The following is a 23355-nucleotide window of genomic DNA, read 5'->3' as shown; positions in this document are numbered from 1 at the left end:
TTGGCTTCGAATGATCCGGACGTTTATAGTTGTCCGGGGACGAAAAACGCCCGCCAAAAGGCGGGCGTCCAGAATGTTTCAGATCAAGGCCCTACATCTTGGCTTTTTCTGATTTCAGCGCCAGCCACAAGCAGTAGCACATGATCAGAACCACCAACGTGAACGGGATACCTGTCGAAACCGCAGCACCTTGTAGTGCAGAGAGGCCCCCGCCAAGCAACAGCGCAATGGCGACCAGACCTTCCAAAGTGCACCAGAACACCCGCTGAACCACCGGTGCGTCCATCTTTCCACCCGCAGTAATCGTGTCGATAACCAGCGAGCCGGAATCCGACGAGGTGACAAAGAAAACCACGATCAGGACCAGGGCGATTGGCGCAACAATACTGTAAAGCGGCAGCTCCTTGAGGAATCCGAACAGCGCACCTTCAGGGGCGTAGCTGTCGATCACTGTGGCACGTACACCTTCTGCTCCACCTGCGTTCAACATGTCGATGGCGGCACCGCCAAAGGTCGACATCCACAAGGCACAAACAGCCGTCGGTGCCAGCAGGGCGCAAAGGATGAACTCGCGCACTGTGCGACCTTTTGAGATTCGGGCGATGAACATGCCTACAAAGGGCGACCATGCGATCCACCAGGCCCAGTAGAAGGTGGTCCAGCCGTGGAAGTAACTGGTGTCTTCACGCCCAAACGGGTTCGACAGCGCCGGCAGGTGGTACACATAATCCACCATCACGTTGAAATACCGTGCGATGGCCGTGCCGACGCCAGTAACAACAATCACGAAGATAAACAGGCCCACGGCCATGATCATGTTGATTTCGCTCAACCGTTTGACGCCAGCATCCATTCCCATCAGGACTGAACCCAACGCAATCAACGTGATACCGATGATCAGCAGAACTGTGACGGTTGGGCTGGGTTCGATGCCGAACACCTCATTCAATCCTGCCGCAACCTGCTGCGCGCCAAGACCCAGCGAGGTGGTCAGGCCAAATAGCGTCGCAAACACCGCCAGAGTGTCGATGATATGGCCCCACCAACCCCAGACACGTTCACCCAGGATCGGATAGAAAGCCGATCGCAAGGTCAGGGGAAGATCGAGGTTATAGGCAAAGATGGCCAGACTCAGACCAACAGCGGCGTAGACCGCCCAGCCTTCCAGCCCCCAATGATGGATTGTACCGACGACTCCAGCATATTCATTGCCTGGAACGGCGATGTCGATGCCCAGTGGCACCGCGTTGCCGTCTTCGGCAAAATTGTAATAGACGGGCTCCATCACTCCAAAGAACAACAGCCCGATACCGATACCGGCCGCGAACATCATCGCTATCCATCCGGCATAGGAATAGTCGGGCTTTGCGTCCTTGCCACCGATCCGCACCTTGCCAACCGGCAACACGATCAGAACAAGACAGAACAATGTGATTGCGTCGACCGACAGGACCAGGAACCAGTCAAACGTGCTGGTGAGCCATGGTCGTAGCCAGCCAAACAGTGCCGCGGTACCCTCTTGATTGGCCAACGCGATCAGAACGAACGCAAAGATCAGGATGCTCGAGATCAAAAAGACCGGGTTGTGGATGTCCAAACCGAACGGCCGGACGTTGTCTTGCCCAACCTCGTATTCGGTCTCGAAGTCGTAAATCCGGGGGTCCGGATCCAGCATTTTCTTGGTTTGTGCCATTCGTCTGCCCTTCTGTTCGCTAAGTGCAAACGCCAAGGTATTCGACCAGCGGACGGAAACGAGATTTTGTCCCTTGGCGTTTCTCCGTCAATTCGACCGCGGGCTTCGTGATAACAGCTTACACTGACGACATAATTTAACCAAACGCATTCCTGTTAGTGAATGCAATTGCGTTGCACTCACCCCTTGCAAACTAATCGCCTTCAGGTAGTTTTCGCGCTTTGATACTTTCGCTATATTAACAGGCCCTGCCCTATGACGCTTATCTTCAACTCTCTTCTACTGTCGATGCGCGTGATGCTGCACATGATCGTCCCCGTTCTTGTGATTAGCCTCGCCTCAGTTGTTGTTTGGACGGTTCTGGGTATTTTCACCCTCGGGATGGCCAATTACATTAGCGGACCGGTCACAACCGCTTTTTTCACCCTGTTCGGAATACGCACAGCGCTTGCGCTGAAAGGGGATAGGCGACACACGGATTACAGGGCCATGGCCCTGTATTCGGTAATGTACGGGTTGTTCTTTGCTGCTGTACTATGGGTTCTGAAACTGATTGTGGCTGTATCGGGCATTGCATATGCCCTGTGGCAGATCGGGGAACCGGTATCTTGGGCCGCTTTCCAAAACGTTCCCAAGCCAACTCTGGGCGCTTTTGGCCTGCTTGCCGTGGGCAGCAGTCTGATCGTGATGTGCTTTGTATGGGCTGCGTTCTACGCGATCATGGCCGTACCGATAGCCAGCGCCGCACAATCCGCCGGGCACCGCGCGCCGAGCCACGCCTTCTTCAATGGGCTGGGGCAAAGTTTCATACCGCTGTTCTGCGTCTTCTTCGTTTCGATCTTCCTGCAGCTCTATTTTGGCTTCTACACAGCTTTTTACGCCCTGCTTCCGATCCTTATGTCGGTAATCTCAATCCTGACGGCACAGAGTTTGCCAAATTTCGATCTTGAGGTCATTCTTAGGGGAGCCGCCGCAGGTGGGGCTTTGCTATGGCTGAATTCGTGGCTCTGGTCGGTGTGTGCTCTGGCGTTTTTGAAATTCGAAGGGGATGACACAGTAGCCGTGGCTGCCCCGTCCCCGGATCTGGAAACAGCAACGGATTTGCGGGCGTTGCGAAAGTCGCGCGAGTGTTCTTTCTGAATTCCGGCGGGAACCCTGCTTTAAGCGAGACCTCTTTCAATCCGCCCCAATCTCATGTATGCGCGCGGTATCTGAGACGTTGTGCCCTGATCCCGGCACTCAGACGAAAGCTAAAATGGGATCGGCGGCAATGGGGCCGCCATGCAAACGGGAGACCCGCAGGGGCGGGAGTGCTCCCATCTAGGATACGCATATGTTTGATGTAACGAAAAAATCTATGCAGTGGGGCGAAGAGACGCTCACACTGGAAACCGGCAAGGTTGCCCGTCAGGCCGACGGCAGCGTGATCGCGACACTGGGCGAAACCAGCGTCATGGCGAACGTGACCTTTGCACGGCAGCAAAAACCGGGTCAGGACTTTTTCCCTCTGACCGTCCACTATCAGGAAAAATACTATGCCGCCGGTAAGGTTCCGGGTGGCTTCTTCAAGCGCGAGGCGCGCCCGACCGAAAAAGAGACGCTGACCGCGCGTCTGATCGACCGTCCGATCCGCCCGCTGTTCGTTGACGGCTTCAAAAACGAAGTTCTGGTGATGTGCACCGTGCTGTCCCACGATCTGGTCAACGACCCCGACATGGTTGCGATGATCGCTGCCTCGGCTGCGTTGACTATTTCCGGCGCGCCGTTCATGGGTCCGATCGCCGGTGCCCGCGTTGGTTTTGAGGACGGTGAATACGTTCTGAACCCGACCGTTGACGACATGCAGGACCTGCGCCTGAACCCTGAACAGCGTCTGGATCTGGTTGTTGCCGGTACCAAAGACGCCGTGATGATGGTTGAATCGGAGGCGTACGAGCTGTCCGAGGCCGAAATGCTGGGTGCGGTCAAATTCGCACATGAGCAGATTCAGCCGGTCATCGACCTGATCATCGCACTGGCCGAAGACGCCGCGAAAGAGCCGTTCGACTTCCAGGCACCCGACTTCTCGGAGCTGTCAGCCGCAGTCAAAGCTGCCGGTGAAGAGCAAATGCGCGCCGCTTTCGCGATCACCGACAAGCAAGAGCGCACCGCCGCTGTTGCCGCTGCGCGTGAAGCAATCAAAGCAGCGCTGACCGAAGAGCAGCTGGAAGACGGCAACCTCGGTTCCGCAATGAAGAAGCTGGAAGCTGGCATTCTGCGCGGCGACGTCGTCAAAGGCGGCAAGCGGATCGACGGTCGTTCGACCACTGATATCCGTTCGATCGTTGCAGAAACCTCGATGCTGCCTCGGACGCACGGCTCCGCGCTGTTCACCCGTGGTGAAACGCAGGCTCTGGCCGTGACCACGCTGGGCACTGGCGACGATGAGCAGTTCATCGACGCGCTGCACGGCAACTTCAAATCGAACTTCCTGCTGCACTACAACTTCCCTCCGTATTCGGTTGGTGAAGTTGGCCGCGTTGGTGGTCCGGGCCGTCGTGAGATCGGCCACGGCAAGCTGGCATGGCGCGCCCTGCAGGCGGTTCTGCCCGCGGCGACTGACTTTCCCTACACGATCCGCATCGTGTCCGAGATCACGGAATCCAACGGCTCGTCCTCGATGGCGTCGGTCTGCGGCGGCTCGCTGTCGATGATGGATGCGGGCGTTCCGCTGAAAGCACCGGTTGCCGGTGTGGCCATGGGCCTGATCCTGGAAGATGACGGCGAATACGCCATCCTGTCGGATATTCTGGGTGACGAAGACCACCTGGGCGACATGGACTTCAAAGTTGCGGGCACCGAAAACGGCATTACCTCGCTGCAGATGGACATCAAGGTCGCAGGCATCACGCCCGAGATCATGGAGAAAGCCCTGGCACAAGCCAAGGACGGCCGGATGCACATCCTGGGTGAGATGGGCAAAGCCCTGTCCGAGACCAACGATTTCTCGGTCCACGCCCCGCGCATCGAGACCATGAACATTCCAACCGACAAGATCCGTGAAGTGATCGGCTCGGGCGGTAAGGTCATCCGCGAAATCGTCGAAGTGTCCGGCGCCAAGGTCGACATCAACGACGATGGTGTGATCAAGATCGCATCGCCCGATGGTGAATCGATCAAGAAGGCGTATGAGATGATCCACTCGATCGTCGCTGAGCCGGAAGAAGGCCAAGTTTACACCGGTAAAGTCGTTAAGATCGTCGACTTCGGTGCCTTCGTGAACTTCTTTGGCAAGCGCGACGGTCTGGTCCACGTGTCCCAGATCGAAAACCGCCGCCTGAACCATCCGTCGGATGTTCTGAAGGAAGGTCAGGAAGTAAAGGTCAAGCTGCTGGGCTTTGACGACCGCGGCAAGGTCCGCCTGTCGATGAAAGTGGTCGATCAGGAAACCGGCGAAGAGATCGTTCCCGAGAAGAAAGAAAAGAAAGAGGAAAGCGCAGAGTAATCTGTTCTTCTTTCAATTGATCAAGGCCCCGGTGGAAACGCCGGGGCCTTTTTTCGTTTCGAGCTATGACCGCCCAGCCAAGGACGGATCGGTCAATTATTGCCATAAATATCTGAATGTGTGCGAGTTCACAGTCAGATGTATTTCTTCATGAAAGGTTACGCTAGGGAAGCAATCCATCCCTTAAGACCACCCGTATTTCAGCGACCGGGCAATCCGCTCGGCTGAACGGTGATCCTGTGTTTTGAAAGGCGTGACATGACCCTGAGGACCTTCAAGGAACGCGTCATCCAGACCGGCAGCTTCGAGATGATCGGGATCGCTTTTGTCTCACCCGTATACGCTTATTTGACCGGCGCATCGATGGTGCACGGGTTCGCTATGATCGCCATGCTATCGATTGTGATCATGATCTGGTGCCCGATCTTCAATACTATTTTCGATCTGATTGAGCGGGGCAAAACGGCTCGGTTGGCCTGCAAACGCCCCCAATCGGTGCGTGTTCTTCATGCCACATTGCATGAGGTTACGGCAGTCATGATCACCTGCCCACTTTTGATGATGGTTGGTGGGCATTCTCTGGGATCAGCGCTTGCGCTCAATGTCGGTCTGACACTGACTTATACGGTTTACACCTACCTGTTCCACATCATCTATGATCGCGTGCGGCCGATTAAGCCAAGCTTGGAAAAGAACGAAGCTGGCCAAAGCGAACATCTGACTGGTGAAGCCGCTGCAGCCTGATCCTTGCTGACAAGTCAAATACCCAGAACGTCAGTGCGCCACGCCAGACGGCCCGTGTTTCATCACATGCCACTGCCCATAACTGTCGTTCAAATCCAGTTTGATCGCCGCATCTGCCTTGGTCGATGCACTGCCAATCTCGGCCAGGGTGAATTCTATACCACCGGGAATGTCGATCCGTACACGATGCGGGCCACCACCATGTGGGGCCTCGATGGGACGGCCGGTTGAGCTCAGCACCTCACCGATTGAGACTTTGGCGGTGCGCCCATCCATGTCCATCTCAAAATCAATCGGCACATACAGGGTCTCGTGAACGGTGTCGCACATCGTGCGGAAGACATGCCAGTGGGTTGCCATTTCCTCGGTCTCTTCCCCGTGAAAGACCTTTTCCAATGCGGCCCGTTGCGCGTCCGAGGCGCTTGGGTCGATGATCACCTGCATCTGGCCGCCGCCCTCAAAGATCGGGCCAGGCCAGGCATAGATCAGCGCAGCTTTTGTGCCCGCAAGGTCGGTGTCGCCAAAATGTCCTTTGGAAACCTCAAGCACCTCAAAGCCGCGGCAATTTCCGTGGGTTGGTAATTCTTCGAATTGGCAAGGGCAGGCATAGCCGCAATTGCAGTTCCCGAATGCATCGCCTTCAACGTACCAATCTGTGAATGCCATCGTCTTCTCCTGTTTTACACAGTCTGAACGCCCGACGTCTTGGTTATATGCCTGTAGAACTCCCCCGGTCTAAACCTAACACAATTCGGGCAAATGCAGAACCAGGCGGCCTGAAACCGCATTTTACCGGGATAAACTTTGGTCCAATTCCTTGCGTTTCAACCAAAAGCCAATCGCAGCGCACGCGCCCTGTTCCCAGTTTCACAACATCGCCACAACGCAAAAAGGAGATGCAAAATGGAAACCTTGAAACTGCTGACACTGACCGGATTGATTGCAACAGCGCCGGTTCTTGCACTGGCCAATGTCGGGCTGGGCGACAAACTGGGCACCACCGAGTCCGATATCCGCACGGCCCTGGAGGCGCAGGGATACGAAATCGAAGAGATCGAATTCGAAGATGGCGAGATCGAGGTTGAACTCATCAAGGATGGTGTAGAAACTGAACTTGTCCTGTCCGAGACCGACGGCGTGGTAACTGCCATCGAACTCGAAGAGGACGATGACTGACCCGACGAACTCTCAGGAGCCTCATGAAGCTTTCACAAACGTCATTGCTTTGGCTCCTTCTGGTGGTGCAGGCTGTCTGCGCCGCCTTTTTCGTGACGGACGCGATGTTGGACTGGACCGGTGGGGAAGGCGCGGGCTTTCGCCACCTGCATAGTTTCGAACTGGTTCTGGCCCTGGCATTGATCGGCGGTCTTGCCGCGACGATTGCACTGATCCGGTCCCAAAACAGGCGTGTGCGCGACATGCAACGACAACTGAGTGTCGCGCAGGGCGCGTTTGCTCAACTCATTGCCTCTCAATTCACTGAGTGGAACCTGAGTGATGCTGAGCGCGACGTTGCCCTGTTGTCTATCAAGGGTCTGTCAATTGCGGACATCGCGACATTGCGGCAAACCAAAGAAGGCACGGTCAAAGCGCAATGCGCCGCGGTGTATCGCAAGGCAGGAGTTACGGGACGCGTGCAATTGCTGAGCTACTTCATCGATGAGCTGCTTTCCGAACCTTTGCTGACAAACAGTTCTGAAAGATCGAATTCGACCACATAGACCGTGAATCAAAATGTTAGCTCGGTACTGATCTTATTCACTCACACACGCCCAATATCCTGTGAATTGAAGTGAAGGGCTGGCGCCTTTCATTCCTGCTTCTACTGCCCACATGTGCGCCATACCAATTGTGGAACAAAGGACATGGCCATGGTTACGCGTCTTCTTCTCGCCTCGACAGCTTTGACGATCAGCGCGTCCGCACTGGCCGCCCAGAGCTTGTCCGAGGGTCTCTATCTTCAGGGCTTTGCTGGGTACAGCCAACTACAGGACAGCGACTTTAGCGGCACGATCAATGGATCATCGCAGTCGGTGGATACCGATTTCGATAGCGGCTATGGGCTGGGCATCGCGGTCGGCAAAGAGATCCCGCAATGGTCGAACGATCAGTTTGGCACCCGGATCGAGCTGGAACTGTCCTATCGTGAGAACGACGTAGACGGCGTCAATTTCTCGGGCAATGGTCCCGGCGCGGAAGGCAACATTTCGGGTGACGTGTCGCAGACATCGCTGTTCGCCAATGTGCTGGTCGACTTCAAACAGGCAGGGGCCTTCACGCCCTATGTTGGTCTGGGTCTGGGTGCCACCTACTCTGATCTGGACTTTGTCTACGGACCGGGCGTCGAACTGAACGACACCGACGCCACCTTTGCTGCGCAAATTATTGCCGGTGTAGCCTATGAGATCGGCCCAAATACCTCCCTGACCCTGGACACCCGATATGCCCGCGCATTCGACGTATCCTCGGCACGTTTGGCACCAAACGGTGCGTCCACGGGTACGGTCGAGGATGATATCGACGTCTTCAGCGTCAATGTCGGCCTGCGTTACGGTTTCTGATGGATCACGGGGAAGTGTTTCTTTCGGGTTTCTCTTCCCCCTTTCGTTATCGTGTTCTATGCACTGTGGCATGAGGACTTTTGTCATCCATATGACGGCAAGCACAGCGCGGCGACCCAATGCCGAACGGCTGTGTGCCAGTCTGCCCGATGCGGAACTGTTCGAGGCCGTCGATGGGAAGGACCCTGCTCAAATCACGGATGTACAATTGTTTCCGGGCGATTTGTATCGCCCCAGATACCCTTTTTTGCTGCGCCCTGCGGAGATCGGAGTTTTCGCGAGCCATCGACGAATCTGGCGCAAGCTCGTTGATGAAAAGATCGACCGCGCTATCATTGCCGAGGATGATCTGCGCATAGACCCTTGCCGCATGGCCAGTGCGTTAGAGATGCTGGATCCGCTTGCGACCCCGGATCACTATATCCGAATTCCCGTGAAACAACGCGAGGATGCGGCAAGAACGCTTGTAGAGCAAAACGGATTGCGTCTGATCCTGCCAAAAGTCATTGGCCTGCAATGCGTCTGCCAGGTGGTCGGGCGGCGTGCGGCTGAGCGGTTGCTTGCCGTAACCGACCAGATTGACCGACCGGTCGACACGTTCCTGCAAATGCACTGGGTGACTGGGCAGCCAATCCTTTCCTTGCAAGGAAGCCGCAATCAGGAAGTCGCACAAGAAATCGGCGGTTCGACCATACAGGCAAGCCCGCCGCTGGCCGACAAGCTGACGCGTGAATTCAAGCGTGCTGCCTACCGTCGGAAACTGTATCAGCACCCTCAACGATCCGCAGCTTAGTCACCCTTGAAGGCGGATTGGAAACGGGCAGAGCTTAGCGCCCTGCCCGAGCTACTTTAGCTGGGCGCTTTGGTTTTACGCAGATACGGAAAGATGGTTTCGAACTCACCGAATTTTTCTTTTGCCTCGTCATTCGAAACCGCAGGCGGGATGATCACGTCTTCGCCCGGCACCCAGTTCGCGGGGGTGGCCACGCCCTTGGCGCTCATCTGCAGACCGTCCAGCGCGCGCAGGATTTCGGCAAAGTTTCGGCCCACGGTCATCGGGTAGGTCATCGACAGTTTCAACTGTTTGTCCGGGCCGATGATGAACACCGAACGCACGGTTGCACTGTCGGCAGGGGTGCGGCCATCGGGCAGGTACGCCTCGGCGGGCAGCATGTCGAATGCCTTGGACACGGCCAGGCCGTCATCGGCAATGATCGGAAAACCGGGGTTGGCGTTGCCATACGCCTCGATGTCCTTCTTCCACTTTTTGTGGTCCTCGACACCATCGACTGAAACGCCCATCACCTTGGTATTGCGGGCTGCCCATTCGTCGTTCAGCTGTGCAACGGCCGAAAACTCAGTGGTGCAGACCGGCGTGAAATCCTTGGGGTGTGAAAACAGGATCGCCCAGCTGTCACCGATCCAGTCATGGAACTGAACAGTGCCCTGATCCGTCTCTGCAGTGAAATTCGGAACGGTGTCATTGATGCGCAAACCCATGGGGCATCTCCTTTTATGTGAAACAAACCGAGTCGGTTGCTGGAAACCTAATAACTCTGCGCCATTGTTAAACCATTCGCTGCTTGAAAGGGTATTCATTTTTGAGGAAATTAATTTGATCAAATTGCGCCTTGCCACACAGATACGCCGGTGCCAGAGTGGCCCAAATTCCCGCCATCCGGGCCACGGGATCAGGAGGATACGTGATGATCGAGAAACGCAATTTCTACATTGACGGAACATGGGTCGCCCCATCTGCAGCGAATGATTTCGAGGTGATCAACCCCTCGACCGAGGAACCCTGCGCAGTGATCTCACTGGGCGCGCAAGCTGATACCGACGCCGCAGTTGCTGCCGCAAAGGCCGCCCTGCCCGGCTGGATGGCCACACCGGTCGAGGATCGCATCGCGCTGGTCGAGAAACTGATCGGGATTTACCAAGCCCGGTCTGAGGATTTGGCACAGGCGATGTCACTTGAGATGGGCGCGCCAATCGACATGGCGCGCACCCAGCAATCCGGTGCGGGCATGTATCACCTGGCGAACTTTGTGCAGGCAGCCAAAGCGTTCCAATTCGACCGCCCGCTGGGCGATCACGCGCCCAATGACAGGATCATCTATGAGGCCGTCGGTGTCGCCGCCCTGATTACACCTTGGAACTGGCCGATGAACCAGGTCACGCTCAAGGTCGGCGCGGCGGCGATTGCAGGCTGCACCATGGTTCTGAAACCATCCGAACAAAGTCCGCTGAACGCAATTATCTTTGCCGAGATGATGGATGAGGCCGGCTTCCCCGCCGGTGTGTTCAATCTGGTGAACGGGGATGGCGTGGGCGTTGGTTCCCAACTTTCGGCGCATCCTGATGTGGATATGGTCAGCTTTACCGGCTCGACCCGCGCTGGCACAGCGATCTCAAAAAGTGCCGCAGATACTTTGAAGAAGGTACATCTGGAGCTGGGCGGCAAGGGCGCAAACGTGGTCTTTGCAGATGCCGACGAAAAGGCCGTCAAACGCGGCGTTCTGCACATGATGAACAACACCGGCCAAAGCTGTAATGCGCCCAGCCGCATGCTGGTGCAGCGCCCGATCTACGATCAGGCTGTGGAAACGGCGGCTGAAGTGGCCAGCATTGTTTCGGTGGGCAGCGCGCAGGAAGAAGGCCGCCATATCGGCCCCGTCGTGAACGAGGTGCAGTGGAACAAAATCCAGGACCTGATCCAGAAGGGCATCGATGAAGGCGCCCGATTGGTGACAGGCGGCACCGGTCGGCCCGAGGGGCTGAACAAGGGTTATTATGTACGTCCGACCGTCTTTGCTGACGCCAATAACCAGATGAACATCGCGCGCGAAGAGATCTTTGGCCCGGTCCTGACCATGATCCCCTTCGACACCGAAGAAGAGGCGGTCGAGATTGCCAACGACACGCCATACGGCCTGACCAATTACGTTCAGACACAAGACGGCGCGCGCGCCAACCGAATGGCGCGGGTACTGCGGTCCGGCATGGTCGAAATGAATGGCCAGTCGCGCAGTGCAGGATCACCGTTTGGCGGCATGAAACAGTCCGGAAACGGGCGCGAAGGCGGCTTGTGGGGGTTGGAGGATTTCCTTGAGGTCAAAGCCGTCGGTGGCTGGGCGGCAGAGTGACGCCAGACCAGAACTTAACAAAAGGGCGCGGCGGTGGTTACCCGCCGCGCCCTTTTCTTTACGTGGGTCGCACGATCAGTTGCGGTTGGCCGTCCGATGTATGCCGTGTGGATCGGCCATCCCAGCCAATCTCACCGGTTACGCGCTGACGATAGGCCGAGAAACTTTCGAACTGAACGACATCCACGGGGGCGTCAAAGTGTAAGGTAACGCGCCGATGCGACCCGTCACCCAACAGGGTCATACCACGGATTTCCGCCCTGAACGGCTGCCCCAGATAGAACCCTTCAACCCGGTCACCAACACGCAAATGCATGCGATTTCCGGCCATTGCGTGCAACGTATTCCAATCGCGCACCCCATGTTGATGCGCCAACAATTCCAGCGATTCACTATGCGAGAGCGTGACCCCCGCAACGCGCAGCCTGTCGCGCAGTCGTTTTGCCTGCGCTTTTAGCTCCTCAAGTGGAGCAATACTGTTTGAACGTGTCATTTCTTGCCTCGTTTCCTTAAACGGGCGCCAAGTCTGGACGGGGTTCGCATTGCCATCCGCGCGCCAGGAAAGGGCAACAGATGTTCATCAACCGGGTTTCACCAATGCCAAATGGCTGCGAACGGCAGGGGACCCGAACCTGAGGGCGACATTTCGCACTGGCGGATGTGTCTGTCAATCAGGCTCTGGTACTTTTCAACTCGCTGTCCGGTTCCAGATGGATGACAAAGACTGACCCCGGAAACTTTCTGTTCAGGGCCGCCTCGATATCGTCGCAGATGTCATGCGCGGCCGCGACCGACATGGCACCGTCAACGACAAGGTGAAACTCAACGAAAATCATGTTGGCTGACCTGCGACCGCGCAGATCATGATACTCAAGCGCCGGGCCCAAATTGGCTTCGATTGTTTCGCGCACAGAAGTCAATTCCCCATCGATCAGCGAAGCATCCATCAACCCGTCGACCGAGCCGCGGATAACCTTCCACCCTTCCCACAGAATATTGACGGCCACCAGAATCGCGATAATGGGATCAAGGATCAACCAACCTGTCGCCATCGCAATCAGCAACCCGACAACAACACCGACCGAGGTCATAATGTCGGTCAAAATGTGCTTTCCGCTCGCCTCCAACGCCGGTGAGGATTCTCGTCGCCCAACCCGCAACAGCAGAAACGCCCAGATACCATTCAAGCACGTCGCGCCCACATTTATGGCAATACCCAGGAACGGTTCTCCGGCCAGATGCGGATCAGCCAAGGCAGAGACGGCTTCACGAATGATCAGTAGCGCGGCCAGAACAATCAGTGTTCCCTCGGCCACTGCGGACAGATACTCGGCCTTTTTATGCCCGAACGGGTGTTTCTTGTCTGGCGGCATGCCAGATATCCGCACCGCGAAAAATGCAAGCAGGGCGGCCGCCACATTCACCACCGATTCCAGGGCATCCGATAACAAGGCGACCGAACCAGTCACCCACCAGGCCAGAAGCTTCAGCAGCAAAACAGCCACCGAAACCGGAATGGCCCACGCCGCGAATGTCTGTGTAATCTGCCCGCTTTCCTGCTTCATAGGTTCTCACTATCACAGGATGCAGCAGCGAAAAGTCTGTTTTTGACGTGACTATGCGTCGGCCTGAGCGGCCTCGAATGCCAGCATCGCGCGCTTGACCGGCAGGCCCCAGTGATAGCCACCCAGCCCGCCGGATTTGCGCAGCGCCCGGTGGCATGGGATCAGCCAGCTGACCGGGTTGCGACCGACCGCGGTTCCCACCGCGCGCACGGCTTGTGGCAATCCCACACGCTGTGCGATCTCGGAATAAGTGGTGACCTGACCCGACGGAATGTGCATCAGCGCCTCCCAAACCTTGATTTGCAGGGGCGAGCCAATGAGGTACAGCGGCGTAGGTTCCAGCCGGTCGCTTGCCGCGCCAAAGGCGCTTCGAACCCAAGGGCGCAGGCGCATCGGATCTTCGATGAAATCTGCCTTGGGCCAGCGCGAAATCATATCCTCCATCGCGTTCTCTTCGCCGGTTTCAGCACCAAAAGCCATGCCGCAAATGCCCTTGTCGGTTCCCATCACCAGTGCCGGGCCAAAGGGGCATTCGAACCAGCCCCAATAGATGGTCAGCCCGACGCCCCTGCGCGCGTATTCGCCGGGGCTCATGGATTCCCATTTCAGGAACAGATCGTGCAGACGGCCACTGCCGGACAGGCCGACGTTGTGTGCGGTTTCCAACGTGGTGAACCGTTCCCGCAACAATGCCTTGGCGTGGCCCAAGGTCAGATATTGCTGGTAGCGTTTCGGCGACACCCCGGTCCAACGCGAGAACAGGCGCTGGAAATGCGCCGGGCTCATATCCATCTGGCGTGCTAGCTCTTCCAGGCTCAGGCCTTCTCCGCCTCGATCAATCAGGTCGATCGCGCGGCGCATGACGTTGTAGTGGTATCCGCTTTCCGGTGTCTGGACGTTCATGGCTATTACCTCATATTCTTGACCAAACCATAGCGCGCAGGTTACGCCCTCGCGACCCGGAACTTGCGCATTGGCTTTGGACTTGTATCGACGCGCCCCGAACGGCATTAAGACGCGGATGGCAAAACAACTCGGATATCACCGGATCCGCGAGATCTTTACGCGCTTTCAGGAAGCCGACCCCGAACCCAAGGGCGAGCTTGAGCATGTCAACGTCTATACTCTGGTCGTCGCCGTGGCGCTGTCTGCGCAGGCAACCGATGTCGGTGTGAACAAGGCGACACGCGCCTTGTTCAAGATCGCTGACACGCCGCAAAAGATGCTGGATCTGGGCGAAGAAGGTCTGATCGAACACATCAAGACCATTGGTCTGTTCCGGCAAAAGGCGAAGAACGTCATTAAACTCAGCCGTATTCTGGTCGACGACTATGGCGGCGAGGTACCCAATTCCCGCGCAGCCCTGCAATCGCTGCCGGGTGTGGGTCGCAAGACGGCCAATGTGGTGTTGAACATGTGGTGGCGGTATCCGGCGCAGGCCGTGGACACGCATATCTTCCGTGTTGGCAATCGCACCGGCATTTGCCCCGGTAAGAATGTGGACGCCGTCGAACGCGCCATCGAAGACAATATCCCGACCGACTTTCAGCTGCATGCGCATCACTGGCTGATCCTGCATGGCCGCTATCATTGCAAGACGCGCAAACCCATGTGCGGTACCTGCATCATCCGCGATCTCTGCGAATTTGAGGACAAGAACCTATGAAAACCTACCAACTGACCGGTATCGGAAACGCCGTTGTGGACGTGATCTCCCAAGCCGACGACAGTTTCCTGGAGCTGATGGGCATCGAAAAAGGCATCATGCAGCTGATCGAGCAGGAGCGTGGCGAAGTGCTTTATGCCTCAATGGAAGGCCGGGTTCAGACGCCGGGTGGTTCGGTTGCCAACACCATCGCTGGCGCAGGTGCGCTGGGGTTAGATTCGGCATTCATCGGGCGCGTTCATGATGACGCTCTGGGCCGGTTCTACGCGGACGCAATGAATGAAGATGGCGTCGACTTCGTGAATCCGCCGGTGCCGGGTGGCGAACTGCCGACCTCGCGCTCGATGATCTTTGTCTCGCCCGATGGGGAGAGGTCGATGAATACCTATCTGGGGATTTCCTCGGAACTGTCGTCGCTGGACGTTTCGGATGACGTCGCAGGCAACAGCCAGATCATGTTCCTTGAGGGGTATCTGTTCGACAAGGAAAAGGGAAAGGCCGCGTTTCTAGAGGCCGCGCGCGCGTGCCACAAAGGTGGCGGCAAGGCGGGAATCGCCATTTCCGACCCCTTCTGTGTGGAACGCCACCGTGTCGATTTCCTGCTGCTGATCGAAAACGAACTTGATTTCGTCATCGGCAACGAGGCCGAGATCAAATCCCTGTTCGAAACCGACGATCTGGAAGAGGCGCTGGCCAAAACCGCCGCGATCTGCCCGCTTGTTGTATGCACCCGCTCCGGCGACGGCGTGACTGTCCTAAGCGACGGGCAACGCGTCGACGTTCCGGTCGAGAAAGTCGTGCCCGTGGACGCAACCGGTGCGGGCGATCAGTTTGCCGCCGGCTTCCTGTTTGGCATGGCCACAGGCCGCGATCACGAAACCTGCGCCAAGATCGGCAATATCTGCGCCCGCGAGGTCATCAGCCACATCGGCCCGCGCCCCGAGGCGAACATGCAGGAACTGCTGCGCGCCGAAGGGCTGCTGTAATCCGCTGATTAAGATCCTGCCGCCGCGTCGTTCAAAGCCCAGTCATACTGATACGCTTTGACACGCGGCGTCTGCTGAAGACGGGCGCGCAGCTCGGGTTCTGCTGCTGTCGCGATATAGGCCAGCACGGATTTTTCATTCGGTCCGAAATCCTCGCGGAACCAGATAAAGATCTTTGACAGGATCAATCCGCCGCGTTGGTCGAACTGCACGCCACGCGGGTCGTTGATATAGGTGTGCTCGGCAGCGGCGAAATCGCGCTCTAATGTCTCGGCCTGCCAGGCGCGATCCATCAGGTTGGGACAGCCCACAGCTGCGCAGTTCAGCGCATAGTGGATGCGCGGTTCGCCGAATGTGGGCCGGATAATGCGGTGTTCAATGTCATTGAGGGTCAACTCCTGCCCGGCCACCCGCGCCAGAGGTTGATTCCACGGCCCAATCGATAAAGGCCCATCCTTGATGTCGCGGATCGACGCGACGGGATAGTTTGCAAGGACCACATCCACCGTCAGTGCATTGTACAGATTGATCCAATAGGCCAGTTGCTGGTCACGTGTCAGCCTCGCAGGGTCGACGGATTGAAGCTCGACCAAATATTCGTCCAGACGCGCCCGGTCTGCCTGTGTCACCTGCCTGTAAGTTACCCGGTTCACGCCCTGCCCGTCGGTCACGACATAACGGTGCAGGAAAGCTGTCCAATCGCGGTGATCGACCTTTTCGCCCGGTGGGGACGCAAATCTGGTCAGGGTCTGCCCCGGCAATGCCTCGGGAGCGGGCAAGGCCAGACGCTCTACGCTAGCGCATGCGGTCAAAACCGGAAGCAGCAGCAGGATCAGAAGTTTTCTCATGATACGTCCTTTAGGTTCCGGCGCATGGCCCGCATCTGCCCTTTGAGCCGCTTGAGCGGGGCCAGACCCGGATCGCTCAAGTCCGGCAGATCGGGTCCAGCGGACAGGTGGGGGACGGCGGCGTTCCACCAGCTTGGGCCAGATGGCCCGTCGACCCGATCCGGTGCGGCCAGATGCATGTCACGCTGCGCGTTGTGAACGCACATGGACAGCGGCCCATTCGCGGTTGCGACCATAAAGACGCAAGAGGCACAGCGATCATCCTCCAACGCGTCCGCAGCCATGAAGTTATGAATGAACACCGATTGCCGGCGGACAGGTCCCCGCAATAATCCTCGGCCCAATCGCAGCACGCATCTCAGCAGATGCAAGCCCGCCCGCAACGCCAATAGCGGGTTGCGCCGTGCCATACGCCGGACGCTGTCACCGGTGTCGATATGGCCGTCGGTTGTTTGTTCGGCCCGGCTTAGCGCGGCTATCACTTTCTGAGTCAGGCGTTTGGCGGACAAAACCGAAACCGCACGCCCGCCGGCAGTCACAACACTTGCATAGCGATTGCATTTCGAATGCCCAACTGCAGCCGTGTCGAAATGCAGGGGCGTTTCATATCCGGTCTCGACCGCGCGCATGACACTGTCCTGCGTGATAGCGTCGGGACGTTCGCGCAACACCCCGCGCCCGGTATCGGCTTGCATCTGGAATGACACAAAGGCGACCTCAGGGCGGTCTCGCATGAACCGCGCCAGCGCAGAGAGTTCAACAATATTGCCGCCGAAAACCGTCGTGTTGAACAACACCCGCAGGCCCAGTCCGCGCGTGTGGCGGATATAGGCGAGGCGCACCACATTTAACTCAGTCTCGCTGTTGAACCCCTTGCGCTCCTGCGTCATGTCGACGTGAAAGGCCACGTCATCCAACCCCGCCGCCGCAAGCCGCGTCAGAAACGCCCGGCTGGCGCGAATGCCGTTGGTCATCAGGCACGCCCGCATGCCCAGGCGGCGAATTTCGCGGCACAGTGCCTCTAGGTCTTCCACCTTGCGCAGGGTCGGATCACCCCCGGTCAGTTGGACCGAGACACCGGGGCCATAATGGCTGTGAATTGTGGCGAGACGCGCAAACAGAACCGACAGCGGTGGGTCATAGGTCATCTCGGCCCGGTCCGAGAGGTAACACAGTGTGCAATCCAGATTACAGCGTTGCGTGACCTCAAGCGCGACGCAGGCGATGGGGTAGAACCGGCCTGCCGTCTGCCCTGCGCCATATTCCCCGCACCCTTGCAGACCGCCGCGCAACGGAGCGCGTCGGTCGGTGCCGGTAAACTTGCGTCCGGCGGGTTTTACAGAAGAGAGAGTTGGGGCCGTGTCCTTCATACCCGTCAAGCTAGACAGGTCGATCAGATGCGGCCACGCCCCCTCACGCCAACGTGCGGTATGGTGATTGAACCAGCTGCCATCCCCCGGATTATTTCAATGGAGAGGTTGCGGGAGCTGCATTTTGGTTTGCACCGCGCCCTAGCCCATGCGCGCGGTACTTGGGCCAGATGTCTTCAATGCGCATGTTGTTTTATGACAGGTGGTCCGCAAAGGCGGCAACCACCTGCTGATAAACCTCACGTTTGAACGGCACAATTTCTTCGATCAGGTTACTGGGGTCCTGCCATTTCCATAGGCTGAATTCCGGGTGCTTGGTCTGGATGTCGATCTGGTCGTCCTGGCCGGTAAATCGCAGCAGGTACCATTTCTGCTCTTGCCCGCGATATCGGCCTTTCCAGATTTTCGGCACGATGTCGTGTGGCAGATCATAAGGCAGCCAGCCGTCCGTCTCAGCCACGATCTCGACCAAGTCCGAGGTCACGCCGGTTTCTTCCCACAGCTCACGCAGGGCTGCATCCCGTGGATTTTCGCCCTTGTCCACGCCGCCCTGAGGCATTTGCCATGCCTCCTTGTGGCGATCATTGCGCTGACCGACGAAAATCCTGCCCTCGGCATTCATCAGCATAAGCCCCACGCAAGGGCGATAGGGCAGTTTGGCGATCTCTTCGGGGGTCATGTGCAGCCTCGTAAACATGCTTTGAAGGTTCTGTAGCAAGCAGCGGGGTGAAGGCAAAGGGTGTGACGTTAGGTTTCGCGTGACAACATCGACGTGAAGGTCAATCTATCCGCAAAAATCAGGAGGGAGAGTTCGCCATGACTGCGTACCCAAATATGCTGGCCCCGCTGGATCTGGGCTTTACCACATTGAAGAACCGCGTCCTGATGGGGTCGATGCACACAGGGCTTGAGGAAACCGGCGACTGGAACCGTGTGGCCGAGTTCTATGCCGATCGCGCCCATGGCGGTGTCGCATTGATGGTGACAGGCGGGATTGGCCCGAACCTTGAAGGATCGGTGCTGCCCGGCGCGTCGATGATGACAAATGACAAAGAGGTCGCGAACCACTCCATCGTGACCCAGCGCGTTCATGAGGCGGGCGGCAAGATCGCCATGCAGATCCTGCATGCGGGTCGCTATGCCTATGGTCCGAAATGTGTGGCCCCCAGCCCGGTGAAATCCCCGATCTCGCCCTTCCCGCCGAATGAGCTGGACGAGGAAGGTATCGAGAAACAGATCAGCGACATCGTGAACGCTGCCGTTCTGGCCCGGAAAGCGGGTTATGACGGGGTCGAGATCATGGGGTCCGAGGGATATTTCCTCAACCAGTTCATTGTGAAACACACCAACAAGCGTACCGACCATTGGGGCGGGTCCTATGAGAACCGTATGCGCCTGCCGATCGAAGTCGTTCGCCGCACGCGTGAAGCCGTAGGCACTGATTTTATCATCATCTATCGCCTGTCGATGATCGACCTGATCCCCAATGGCTCGACCCATGAAGAGGTCGTTGAACTGGCCCAGCGTATCGAAGAGGCCGGTGCCACGATCATCAACACCGGCATCGGCTGGCACGAAGCACGCATTCCGACCATCGCCACCAGCGTTCCGCGCGCGGCCTTCGCCTGGGTAACGAAAAAGCTGATGGGTAAGGTTTCTATCCCCGTCATCACCTCGAACCGGATCAACACGCCAGAGGTAGCCGAAGAGGTCCTGTCGACGGGTTGCGCCGACATGGTGTCTCTGGCCCGTCCGATGCTCGCCGATGCAGATTTCGTCAACAAGGCAATTGCAGGTAACGCGGCACAGATTGCGCCGTGCATCGCCTGCAACCAGGCGTGTCTGGACCACACCTTTAGCGGCAAGTTGACCTCGTGCCTTGTGAACCCACGCGCCTGCCATGAGACCGAATTGGAAATCACCACAGCTGAAGCGCCAAAGACGATTGCCATTGTCGGCGCCGGCCCCGCGGGATTATCCACCGCGATGACTGCAACGCAGCGCGGACACGACGTAACCCTGTTCGATCGCGCCTCGGAGGTTGGCGGCCAATTGAACATGGCCAAGCAGGTTCCGGGCAAAGAAGAGTTCTGGGGACTAGTCGATTGGTACCGCACCATGATGACCGATCTGGGTGTGAAGGTAGAGCTGAACCGCGAAGTCAGCGCTGACGACCTGACCGACTTTGACGAAGTGGTTATCGCTACTGGTGTCATTCCGCGCGATCCGAAAATCCCGGGCCAGGATCGGGACAACGTCATCAATTATATCGACGTACTGCGCGAAAAGGCGGATGTCGGTAAGTCAGTCGCCGTGATCGGTGCCGGCGGCATCGGGTTTGATGTGTCCGAGTTCCTGTTGGAAGACGGCCACAGCGTTACCACCGACTTGCCCGCATGGATGAAGGAATGGGGCGTCACAGACCCGGCCGAACACCGCTCGGGCCTGGCACCTGAGGGTCCGCAACCTGCGGCACCTGCGCGTGAGGTCACTCTGTTACAGCGCAAGAAACAGGCGCATGGGAAAGGTCTGGGTAAAACAACCGGCTGGATTCACCGCGCTACGCTAAAGATGAAGGACGTCAATTTTGTGGGCGGCGTGAATTACGAGCACATCGACGAAGACGGCCTGCATGTCAGCTTTGGTGAGGAACGTGCCGACCCGACCGTGATTGCGGCGGACACCATCGTTCTGTGTTCCGGTCAGGTATCCGAGCGCAGCCTGGCGGATGCGTTGATCGAACAGGGTATCACTCCGCACGTGATCGGCGGTGCGGATGTGGCGGCAGAGTTGGACGCCAAACGGGCGATCAATCAGGGGACGCGGCTAGCGGCTACGTTCTGACGCCATTGTAACAATTGCTCTGACGAAAGCCGCTTCGAAGGAGGCGGCTTTTTTTGTGCCGCTTGACTCTGTTGGTATATTTATACATATGTACTAAATGAGCGCAAAAATTGAACGCACCCAAACGGGAATTCGTATCGAAAAACGCCTGCTGAAAGTCCTCAAGGGGCTGGCAGAGTCGCTGGACATGACCCTTGGCGATCTGATCGAGGGGATTGCTCTGCATAGCTTTGAGAACAAGCCAGCGTTTTCCGAGGAAACGCTGGAGAAGATCAAACAGCTCAAAAGTGTCTATGACCTCGACTGGACAGCCGAGGACAGCCACCGTTTCAAGGAGGACGGAGAATGAGCATCGACATCACCAGCGCGTTTGAGGCACACGCCATCGACAACACAACGTTCGGACATGCCGAACATGTACAGGTCGCATATGACCTGCTGCGAAAGTACGATTTCATCGATGCTGCAGCGATCTACGCCAAAGGGATCCGAACACTTGCGGCCAAAGCCGGCGCCCAGGATAAGTTCAACCTGACGATCACTTACGCATTCATGAGCCTGATCGCAGAGCGTCTTGCCAGTTCACAATCCAGCGCTTTCGAGGCATTCATTGCGGAAAACCCCGATTTGATGGCCAAGACAGCCCTCAGCCAATGGTATCCACAAGAACGGCTGAATTCGGCGCTGGCGCGCCGTATTTTCCTATTGCCCGACGTGGCATAGTTGCCTGCGCCGCGAAGGCACGTCGGCTACTCGACCGTTATCGTGATCACCCGGGACACAATAGGAGGGGAGTGTGGCACATGCCCGGCATCGCCCAGCACCAGTTGCAGCGTGTGTGCACCAGGGGCCAATTCCGTTGTCACCTCGGTCTGTCCCCCGCCGAAATGCAGATGGTTGTCGTCCGCAGGCAGACCATAGGCCAGCTCGTCCACACCGTCCTCGCCCTCACCCAATGGCGGGCGGTCGATCAGCAAATGGTGGTGCCCGGTGTTTTCCACCTCGGTTCCGGCGGGGGCCACGCCCATCCCGCTTAACCCAAAGACCACGGTCACCGGCGATGAAACCGTGTCGCCATCCGACAGGTTTACAAAATAGACCCGTGCATCCGGGTTCGACGGCGTCTCGCCACCAGCCCATACAAGGGTCGCGGACAGACATATGGCTGCGATGGTATAAATGGCTTTCATGATCTCCTCCGTGGTCACAAATTTGCCATTGTCACCCTAGCATATCTGGCCGAAATCACCCAAAACCCTTGGCTTTCAGGCTTTGTGGCCATCTAGGAAACCATCGTTTCCGCGTTTCCCATATGCAAACGATCCGAATTGAAACCCTGATATTATCCCATGTCCGCCCTGTTTCCGCCTAGATTGGACGTCAGGTTGGAAAAAAGGACTAAGACCTGGGGAATGAGAATGGACCGACTGACCGAAATGGAAGCCTTTGCCAATGTGGTGGACCAAGGTGGCTTCACCGATGCGGCCAAGAAAATGGGCATCTCCAAATCGGCCGTATCAAAGCATGTTTCGAGCCTCGAGGCCCGTCTGGGCGCACGGCTGCTGAACCGCACGACCCGGCGCGTGTCGCCGACCGAAATTGGCCTGGCATATTATGACCGCGCACGGCGTGTTCTGAATGACGCGGGCGAAGCTGATGCGCTTGTGACTTCGATGCAATCCGCCCCCTCGGGTCTGCTTCGGATCAGCGTTGCAACAGATTTCGGCGTCAATCACCTGTCTCCGGTTCTGTCGGATTTTCTGGCGGCCTATCCTGATATCACTGTGAACATGGTGCTGAACAACCGCTACGTCGAGCTGATTTCTGAAGGGTTCGATGTAGCCGTCCGGATCGGTGAGCTGGAAGACAGCACCCTGCGTGCACGCAAACTGACTGAAACCGTCAAGCGGATGGTCGCAGCACCCAGCTATGTCGAGAAATTCGGCCGGCCGCAGAAAATTGACGAACTGAATGAACACAAGCTACTGCATTACTCCAGCCAGTCCTCTGGCAATGTATGGAAGCTGACCGCGCCTTCGGGTGAAAAAAGACAGGTTCGCACCGCAGGGTGGCTGAGCGTAAATGACGGGCAATCCCTGTTGAACGCCGCCATTTCGGGTCTGGGGATCGCATACCTGCCCAGCTATCTGTACGCAGAAGCGCTGAAATCCGGTGCTGTAGTGGATGCGATGCCATCGCTGCCGGACGAGGTTCAAGGCGTCTACGCCGTTTACCCGCCCGGACGCTTTACACAGCCCAAGGTGCGGGCATTCATAGATTTTCTCGTCGATGCCTTTCACGAAAAAGGCCCGATGGATTGGTGAACTCAGGAGCAGTGCGACATTAAGGCGATTACATCGCAAGGATACTCTGAGAAGCTGCTGAAATTTTGGGGGCCAGAATCCATGTGCCGGTTTCCTTAATACCATGCAATGAGATGAAAAAGGG

General features: G+C 57.3%; 24 protein-coding genes. 14 read left to right on the top strand and 10 right to left on the bottom strand.

Translation table 11 applies throughout. The features are described 5' to 3' along the window. Positions 1-91: 91 nt before the first annotated feature. Positions 92-1693: a BCCT family transporter gene (locus DHN12_RS10055; protein WP_108860075.1), complete on the bottom strand. Its 1602-nt coding sequence runs from the start codon at positions 1691-1693 to the stop codon at positions 92-94. Between the two features lie 255 nt (positions 1694-1948). Here DHN12_RS10055 and DHN12_RS10050 point away from each other — a divergent pair, with 255 nt between their 5' ends. From DHN12_RS10050 to DHN12_RS10040, 3 genes are all read left to right on the top strand, one after another. After that, complete coding sequence (locus DHN12_RS10050; protein WP_108860074.1) at positions 1949-2833, top strand: hypothetical protein; 885 nt, start codon at positions 1949-1951, stop codon at positions 2831-2833. Positions 2834-3026: 193 nt separating this feature from the next. Next, positions 3027-5177: a polyribonucleotide nucleotidyltransferase gene (gene pnp / locus DHN12_RS10045; RefSeq protein WP_108860073.1), complete on the top strand. Its 2151-nt coding sequence runs from the start codon at positions 3027-3029 to the stop codon at positions 5175-5177. 258 nt (positions 5178-5435) lie between these two features. Continuing rightward, entirely contained in the window at positions 5436-5921 is a 486-nt protein-coding gene (locus DHN12_RS10040) for a PACE efflux transporter (protein ID WP_108860072.1), read from the top strand. A 30-nt stretch (positions 5922-5951) separates the two neighbouring features. Here DHN12_RS10040 and DHN12_RS10035 read toward each other — a convergent pair whose 3' ends face one another. Next, the gene (locus DHN12_RS10035; RefSeq protein ID WP_108860071.1) at positions 5952-6587 is read right to left on the bottom strand and encodes a DUF1326 domain-containing protein; all 636 of its coding nucleotides are present in this window, start codon (positions 6585-6587) and stop codon (positions 5952-5954) included. 237 nt (positions 6588-6824) lie between these two features. Here DHN12_RS10035 and DHN12_RS10030 point away from each other — a divergent pair, with 237 nt between their 5' ends. The 4 genes from DHN12_RS10030 to DHN12_RS10015 all read left to right on the top strand — a co-directional run bounded on the left by DHN12_RS10030 (position 6825) and on the right by DHN12_RS10015 (position 9275). Then, positions 6825-7097 carry a PepSY domain-containing protein gene (locus DHN12_RS10030; protein WP_108860070.1) on the top strand — a complete coding sequence of 91 codons (273 nt, stop codon included), beginning with the start codon at positions 6825-6827 and terminating at the stop codon, positions 7095-7097. 23 nt (positions 7098-7120) lie between these two features. Then, positions 7121-7642 (top strand): LuxR C-terminal-related transcriptional regulator, encoded by a 522-nt coding sequence (locus DHN12_RS10025; protein ID WP_108860069.1) that lies wholly within the window; start codon positions 7121-7123, stop codon positions 7640-7642. A gap of 150 nt (positions 7643-7792) precedes the next feature. Continuing rightward, entirely contained in the window at positions 7793-8482 is a 690-nt protein-coding gene (locus DHN12_RS10020; RefSeq protein ID WP_159090009.1) for an outer membrane protein, read from the top strand. A 58-nt stretch (positions 8483-8540) separates the two neighbouring features. Next, positions 8541-9275 carry a glycosyltransferase family 25 protein gene (locus tag DHN12_RS10015; protein WP_306418401.1) on the top strand — a complete coding sequence of 245 codons (735 nt, stop codon included), beginning with the start codon at positions 8541-8543 and terminating at the stop codon, positions 9273-9275. Positions 9276-9331: 56 nt separating this feature from the next. On the opposite strand, the gene DHN12_RS10010 is transcribed toward DHN12_RS10015, so the two are convergent. Beyond that, positions 9332-9982 (bottom strand): peroxiredoxin, encoded by a 651-nt coding sequence (locus tag DHN12_RS10010; protein WP_058274981.1) that lies wholly within the window; start codon positions 9980-9982, stop codon positions 9332-9334. A gap of 206 nt (positions 9983-10188) precedes the next feature. On the opposite strand from DHN12_RS10010, the gene DHN12_RS10005 reads away from it, so the two are divergent. Then, complete coding sequence (locus DHN12_RS10005) at positions 10189-11628, top strand: aldehyde dehydrogenase family protein (RefSeq protein ID WP_108860066.1); 1440 nt, start codon at positions 10189-10191, stop codon at positions 11626-11628. Between the two features lie 58 nt (positions 11629-11686). Here the strand turns inward: DHN12_RS10005 and DHN12_RS10000 are convergent, their stop codons facing one another. From DHN12_RS10000 to DHN12_RS09990, 3 genes are all read right to left on the bottom strand, one after another. Beyond that, on the bottom strand, positions 11687-12121 hold the full coding sequence (locus tag DHN12_RS10000; RefSeq protein WP_108860065.1) for a glyoxalase superfamily protein: 435 nt from the start codon (positions 12119-12121) through the stop codon (positions 11687-11689). 178 nt (positions 12122-12299) lie between these two features. Continuing rightward, complete coding sequence (locus DHN12_RS09995; protein ID WP_108860064.1) at positions 12300-13193, bottom strand: cation diffusion facilitator family transporter; 894 nt, start codon at positions 13191-13193, stop codon at positions 12300-12302. Between the two features lie 51 nt (positions 13194-13244). Continuing rightward, positions 13245-14096 (bottom strand): bifunctional helix-turn-helix domain-containing protein/methylated-DNA--[protein]-cysteine S-methyltransferase, encoded by an 852-nt coding sequence (locus DHN12_RS09990; RefSeq protein WP_108860179.1) that lies wholly within the window; start codon positions 14094-14096, stop codon positions 13245-13247. A gap of 118 nt (positions 14097-14214) precedes the next feature. Here DHN12_RS09990 and nth point away from each other — a divergent pair, with 118 nt between their 5' ends. Both nth and DHN12_RS09980 read left to right on the top strand, forming a co-directional pair. Then, a complete protein-coding gene (gene nth, locus DHN12_RS09985; protein ID WP_108860063.1) occupies positions 14215-14859 on the top strand; it encodes an endonuclease III in 645 nt (214 codons plus the stop codon). Next, a complete protein-coding gene (locus tag DHN12_RS09980) occupies positions 14856-15845 on the top strand; it encodes an adenosine kinase (RefSeq protein WP_108860062.1) in 990 nt (329 codons plus the stop codon). Before nth ends, DHN12_RS09980 begins: the two co-directional genes overlap by 4 nt. A gap of 8 nt (positions 15846-15853) precedes the next feature. On the opposite strand, the gene DHN12_RS09975 is transcribed toward DHN12_RS09980, so the two are convergent. The 3 genes from DHN12_RS09975 to DHN12_RS09965 form a co-directional block, all read right to left on the bottom strand. Then, positions 15854-16693 carry a DUF547 domain-containing protein gene (locus tag DHN12_RS09975; RefSeq protein ID WP_108860061.1) on the bottom strand — a complete coding sequence of 280 codons (840 nt, stop codon included), beginning with the start codon at positions 16691-16693 and terminating at the stop codon, positions 15854-15856. Then, positions 16690-18063, bottom strand: a complete 1374-nt coding sequence (locus DHN12_RS09970; protein ID WP_108860060.1) for a radical SAM protein — start codon at positions 18061-18063, stop codon at positions 16690-16692. Before DHN12_RS09970 ends, DHN12_RS09975 begins: the two co-directional genes overlap by 4 nt. 193 nt (positions 18064-18256) lie before the next feature. Next, on the bottom strand, positions 18257-18742 hold the full coding sequence (locus tag DHN12_RS09965) for an RNA pyrophosphohydrolase (protein WP_108860059.1): 486 nt from the start codon (positions 18740-18742) through the stop codon (positions 18257-18259). Positions 18743-18879: 137 nt separating this feature from the next. Between DHN12_RS09965 and DHN12_RS09960 the strand changes: the two genes are divergently transcribed. From DHN12_RS09960 to DHN12_RS09950, 3 genes are all read left to right on the top strand, one after another. Next, a complete protein-coding gene (locus DHN12_RS09960; RefSeq protein ID WP_108860058.1) occupies positions 18880-20907 on the top strand; it encodes an NADPH-dependent 2,4-dienoyl-CoA reductase in 2028 nt (675 codons plus the stop codon). 97 nt (positions 20908-21004) lie between these two features. Beyond that, on the top strand, positions 21005-21256 hold the full coding sequence (locus tag DHN12_RS09955; protein ID WP_108860057.1) for a hypothetical protein: 252 nt from the start codon (positions 21005-21007) through the stop codon (positions 21254-21256). Then, on the top strand, positions 21253-21630 hold the full coding sequence (locus DHN12_RS09950; protein WP_108860056.1) for a hypothetical protein: 378 nt from the start codon (positions 21253-21255) through the stop codon (positions 21628-21630). Before DHN12_RS09955 ends, DHN12_RS09950 begins: the two co-directional genes overlap by 4 nt. A gap of 26 nt (positions 21631-21656) precedes the next feature. Here DHN12_RS09950 and DHN12_RS09945 read toward each other — a convergent pair whose 3' ends face one another. Next, positions 21657-22097 (bottom strand): DUF4399 domain-containing protein, encoded by a 441-nt coding sequence (locus tag DHN12_RS09945; protein WP_108860055.1) that lies wholly within the window; start codon positions 22095-22097, stop codon positions 21657-21659. Between the two features lie 228 nt (positions 22098-22325). Here DHN12_RS09945 and DHN12_RS09940 point away from each other — a divergent pair, with 228 nt between their 5' ends. Continuing rightward, positions 22326-23231 carry a LysR family transcriptional regulator gene (locus tag DHN12_RS09940; protein WP_108860054.1) on the top strand — a complete coding sequence of 302 codons (906 nt, stop codon included), beginning with the start codon at positions 22326-22328 and terminating at the stop codon, positions 23229-23231. Positions 23232-23355: the final 124 nt, after the last annotated feature.

This window comes from Ruegeria sp. Alg231-54 (assembly GCF_900143525.1).
Lineage (GTDB): Bacteria > Pseudomonadota > Alphaproteobacteria > Rhodobacterales > Rhodobacteraceae > Ruegeria.
Note: the sequence above shows the minus strand (reverse complement) of the source record. Positions and strands in the feature narration are given on the sequence as shown.

Coding starts and splice junctions, on each gene's coding strand:
- DHN12_RS10055 (WP_108860075.1), bottom strand. CDS start 1,693: ATGGCACAAACCAAGAAAATGCTGGATCCGGACCCCCGGATTTACGAC.
- DHN12_RS10050 (WP_108860074.1), top strand. CDS start 1,949: ATGACGCTTATCTTCAACTCTCTTCTACTGTCGATGCGCGTGATGCTG.
- pnp (WP_108860073.1), top strand. CDS start 3,027: ATGTTTGATGTAACGAAAAAATCTATGCAGTGGGGCGAAGAGACGCTC.
- DHN12_RS10040 (WP_108860072.1), top strand. CDS start 5,436: ATGACCCTGAGGACCTTCAAGGAACGCGTCATCCAGACCGGCAGCTTC.
- DHN12_RS10035 (WP_108860071.1), bottom strand. CDS start 6,587: ATGGCATTCACAGATTGGTACGTTGAAGGCGATGCATTCGGGAACTGC.
- DHN12_RS10030 (WP_108860070.1), top strand. CDS start 6,825: ATGGAAACCTTGAAACTGCTGACACTGACCGGATTGATTGCAACAGCG.
- DHN12_RS10025 (WP_108860069.1), top strand. CDS start 7,121: ATGAAGCTTTCACAAACGTCATTGCTTTGGCTCCTTCTGGTGGTGCAG.
- DHN12_RS10020 (WP_159090009.1), top strand. CDS start 7,793: ATGGTTACGCGTCTTCTTCTCGCCTCGACAGCTTTGACGATCAGCGCG.
- DHN12_RS10015 (WP_306418401.1), top strand. CDS start 8,541: ATGCACTGTGGCATGAGGACTTTTGTCATCCATATGACGGCAAGCACA.
- DHN12_RS10010 (WP_058274981.1), bottom strand. CDS start 9,982: ATGGGTTTGCGCATCAATGACACCGTTCCGAATTTCACTGCAGAGACG.
- DHN12_RS10005 (WP_108860066.1), top strand. CDS start 10,189: ATGATCGAGAAACGCAATTTCTACATTGACGGAACATGGGTCGCCCCA.
- DHN12_RS10000 (WP_108860065.1), bottom strand. CDS start 12,121: ATGACACGTTCAAACAGTATTGCTCCACTTGAGGAGCTAAAAGCGCAG.
- DHN12_RS09995 (WP_108860064.1), bottom strand. CDS start 13,193: ATGAAGCAGGAAAGCGGGCAGATTACACAGACATTCGCGGCGTGGGCC.
- DHN12_RS09990 (WP_108860179.1), bottom strand. CDS start 14,096: ATGAACGTCCAGACACCGGAAAGCGGATACCACTACAACGTCATGCGC.
- nth (WP_108860063.1), top strand. CDS start 14,215: ATGGCAAAACAACTCGGATATCACCGGATCCGCGAGATCTTTACGCGC.
- DHN12_RS09980 (WP_108860062.1), top strand. CDS start 14,856: ATGAAAACCTACCAACTGACCGGTATCGGAAACGCCGTTGTGGACGTG.
- DHN12_RS09975 (WP_108860061.1), bottom strand. CDS start 16,693: ATGAGAAAACTTCTGATCCTGCTGCTGCTTCCGGTTTTGACCGCATGC.
- DHN12_RS09970 (WP_108860060.1), bottom strand. CDS start 18,063: ATGAAGGACACGGCCCCAACTCTCTCTTCTGTAAAACCCGCCGGACGC.
- DHN12_RS09965 (WP_108860059.1), bottom strand. CDS start 18,742: ATGACCCCCGAAGAGATCGCCAAACTGCCCTATCGCCCTTGCGTGGGG.
- DHN12_RS09960 (WP_108860058.1), top strand. CDS start 18,880: ATGACTGCGTACCCAAATATGCTGGCCCCGCTGGATCTGGGCTTTACC.
- DHN12_RS09955 (WP_108860057.1), top strand. CDS start 21,005: ATGAGCGCAAAAATTGAACGCACCCAAACGGGAATTCGTATCGAAAAA.
- DHN12_RS09950 (WP_108860056.1), top strand. CDS start 21,253: ATGAGCATCGACATCACCAGCGCGTTTGAGGCACACGCCATCGACAAC.
- DHN12_RS09945 (WP_108860055.1), bottom strand. CDS start 22,097: ATGAAAGCCATTTATACCATCGCAGCCATATGTCTGTCCGCGACCCTT.
- DHN12_RS09940 (WP_108860054.1), top strand. CDS start 22,326: ATGGACCGACTGACCGAAATGGAAGCCTTTGCCAATGTGGTGGACCAA.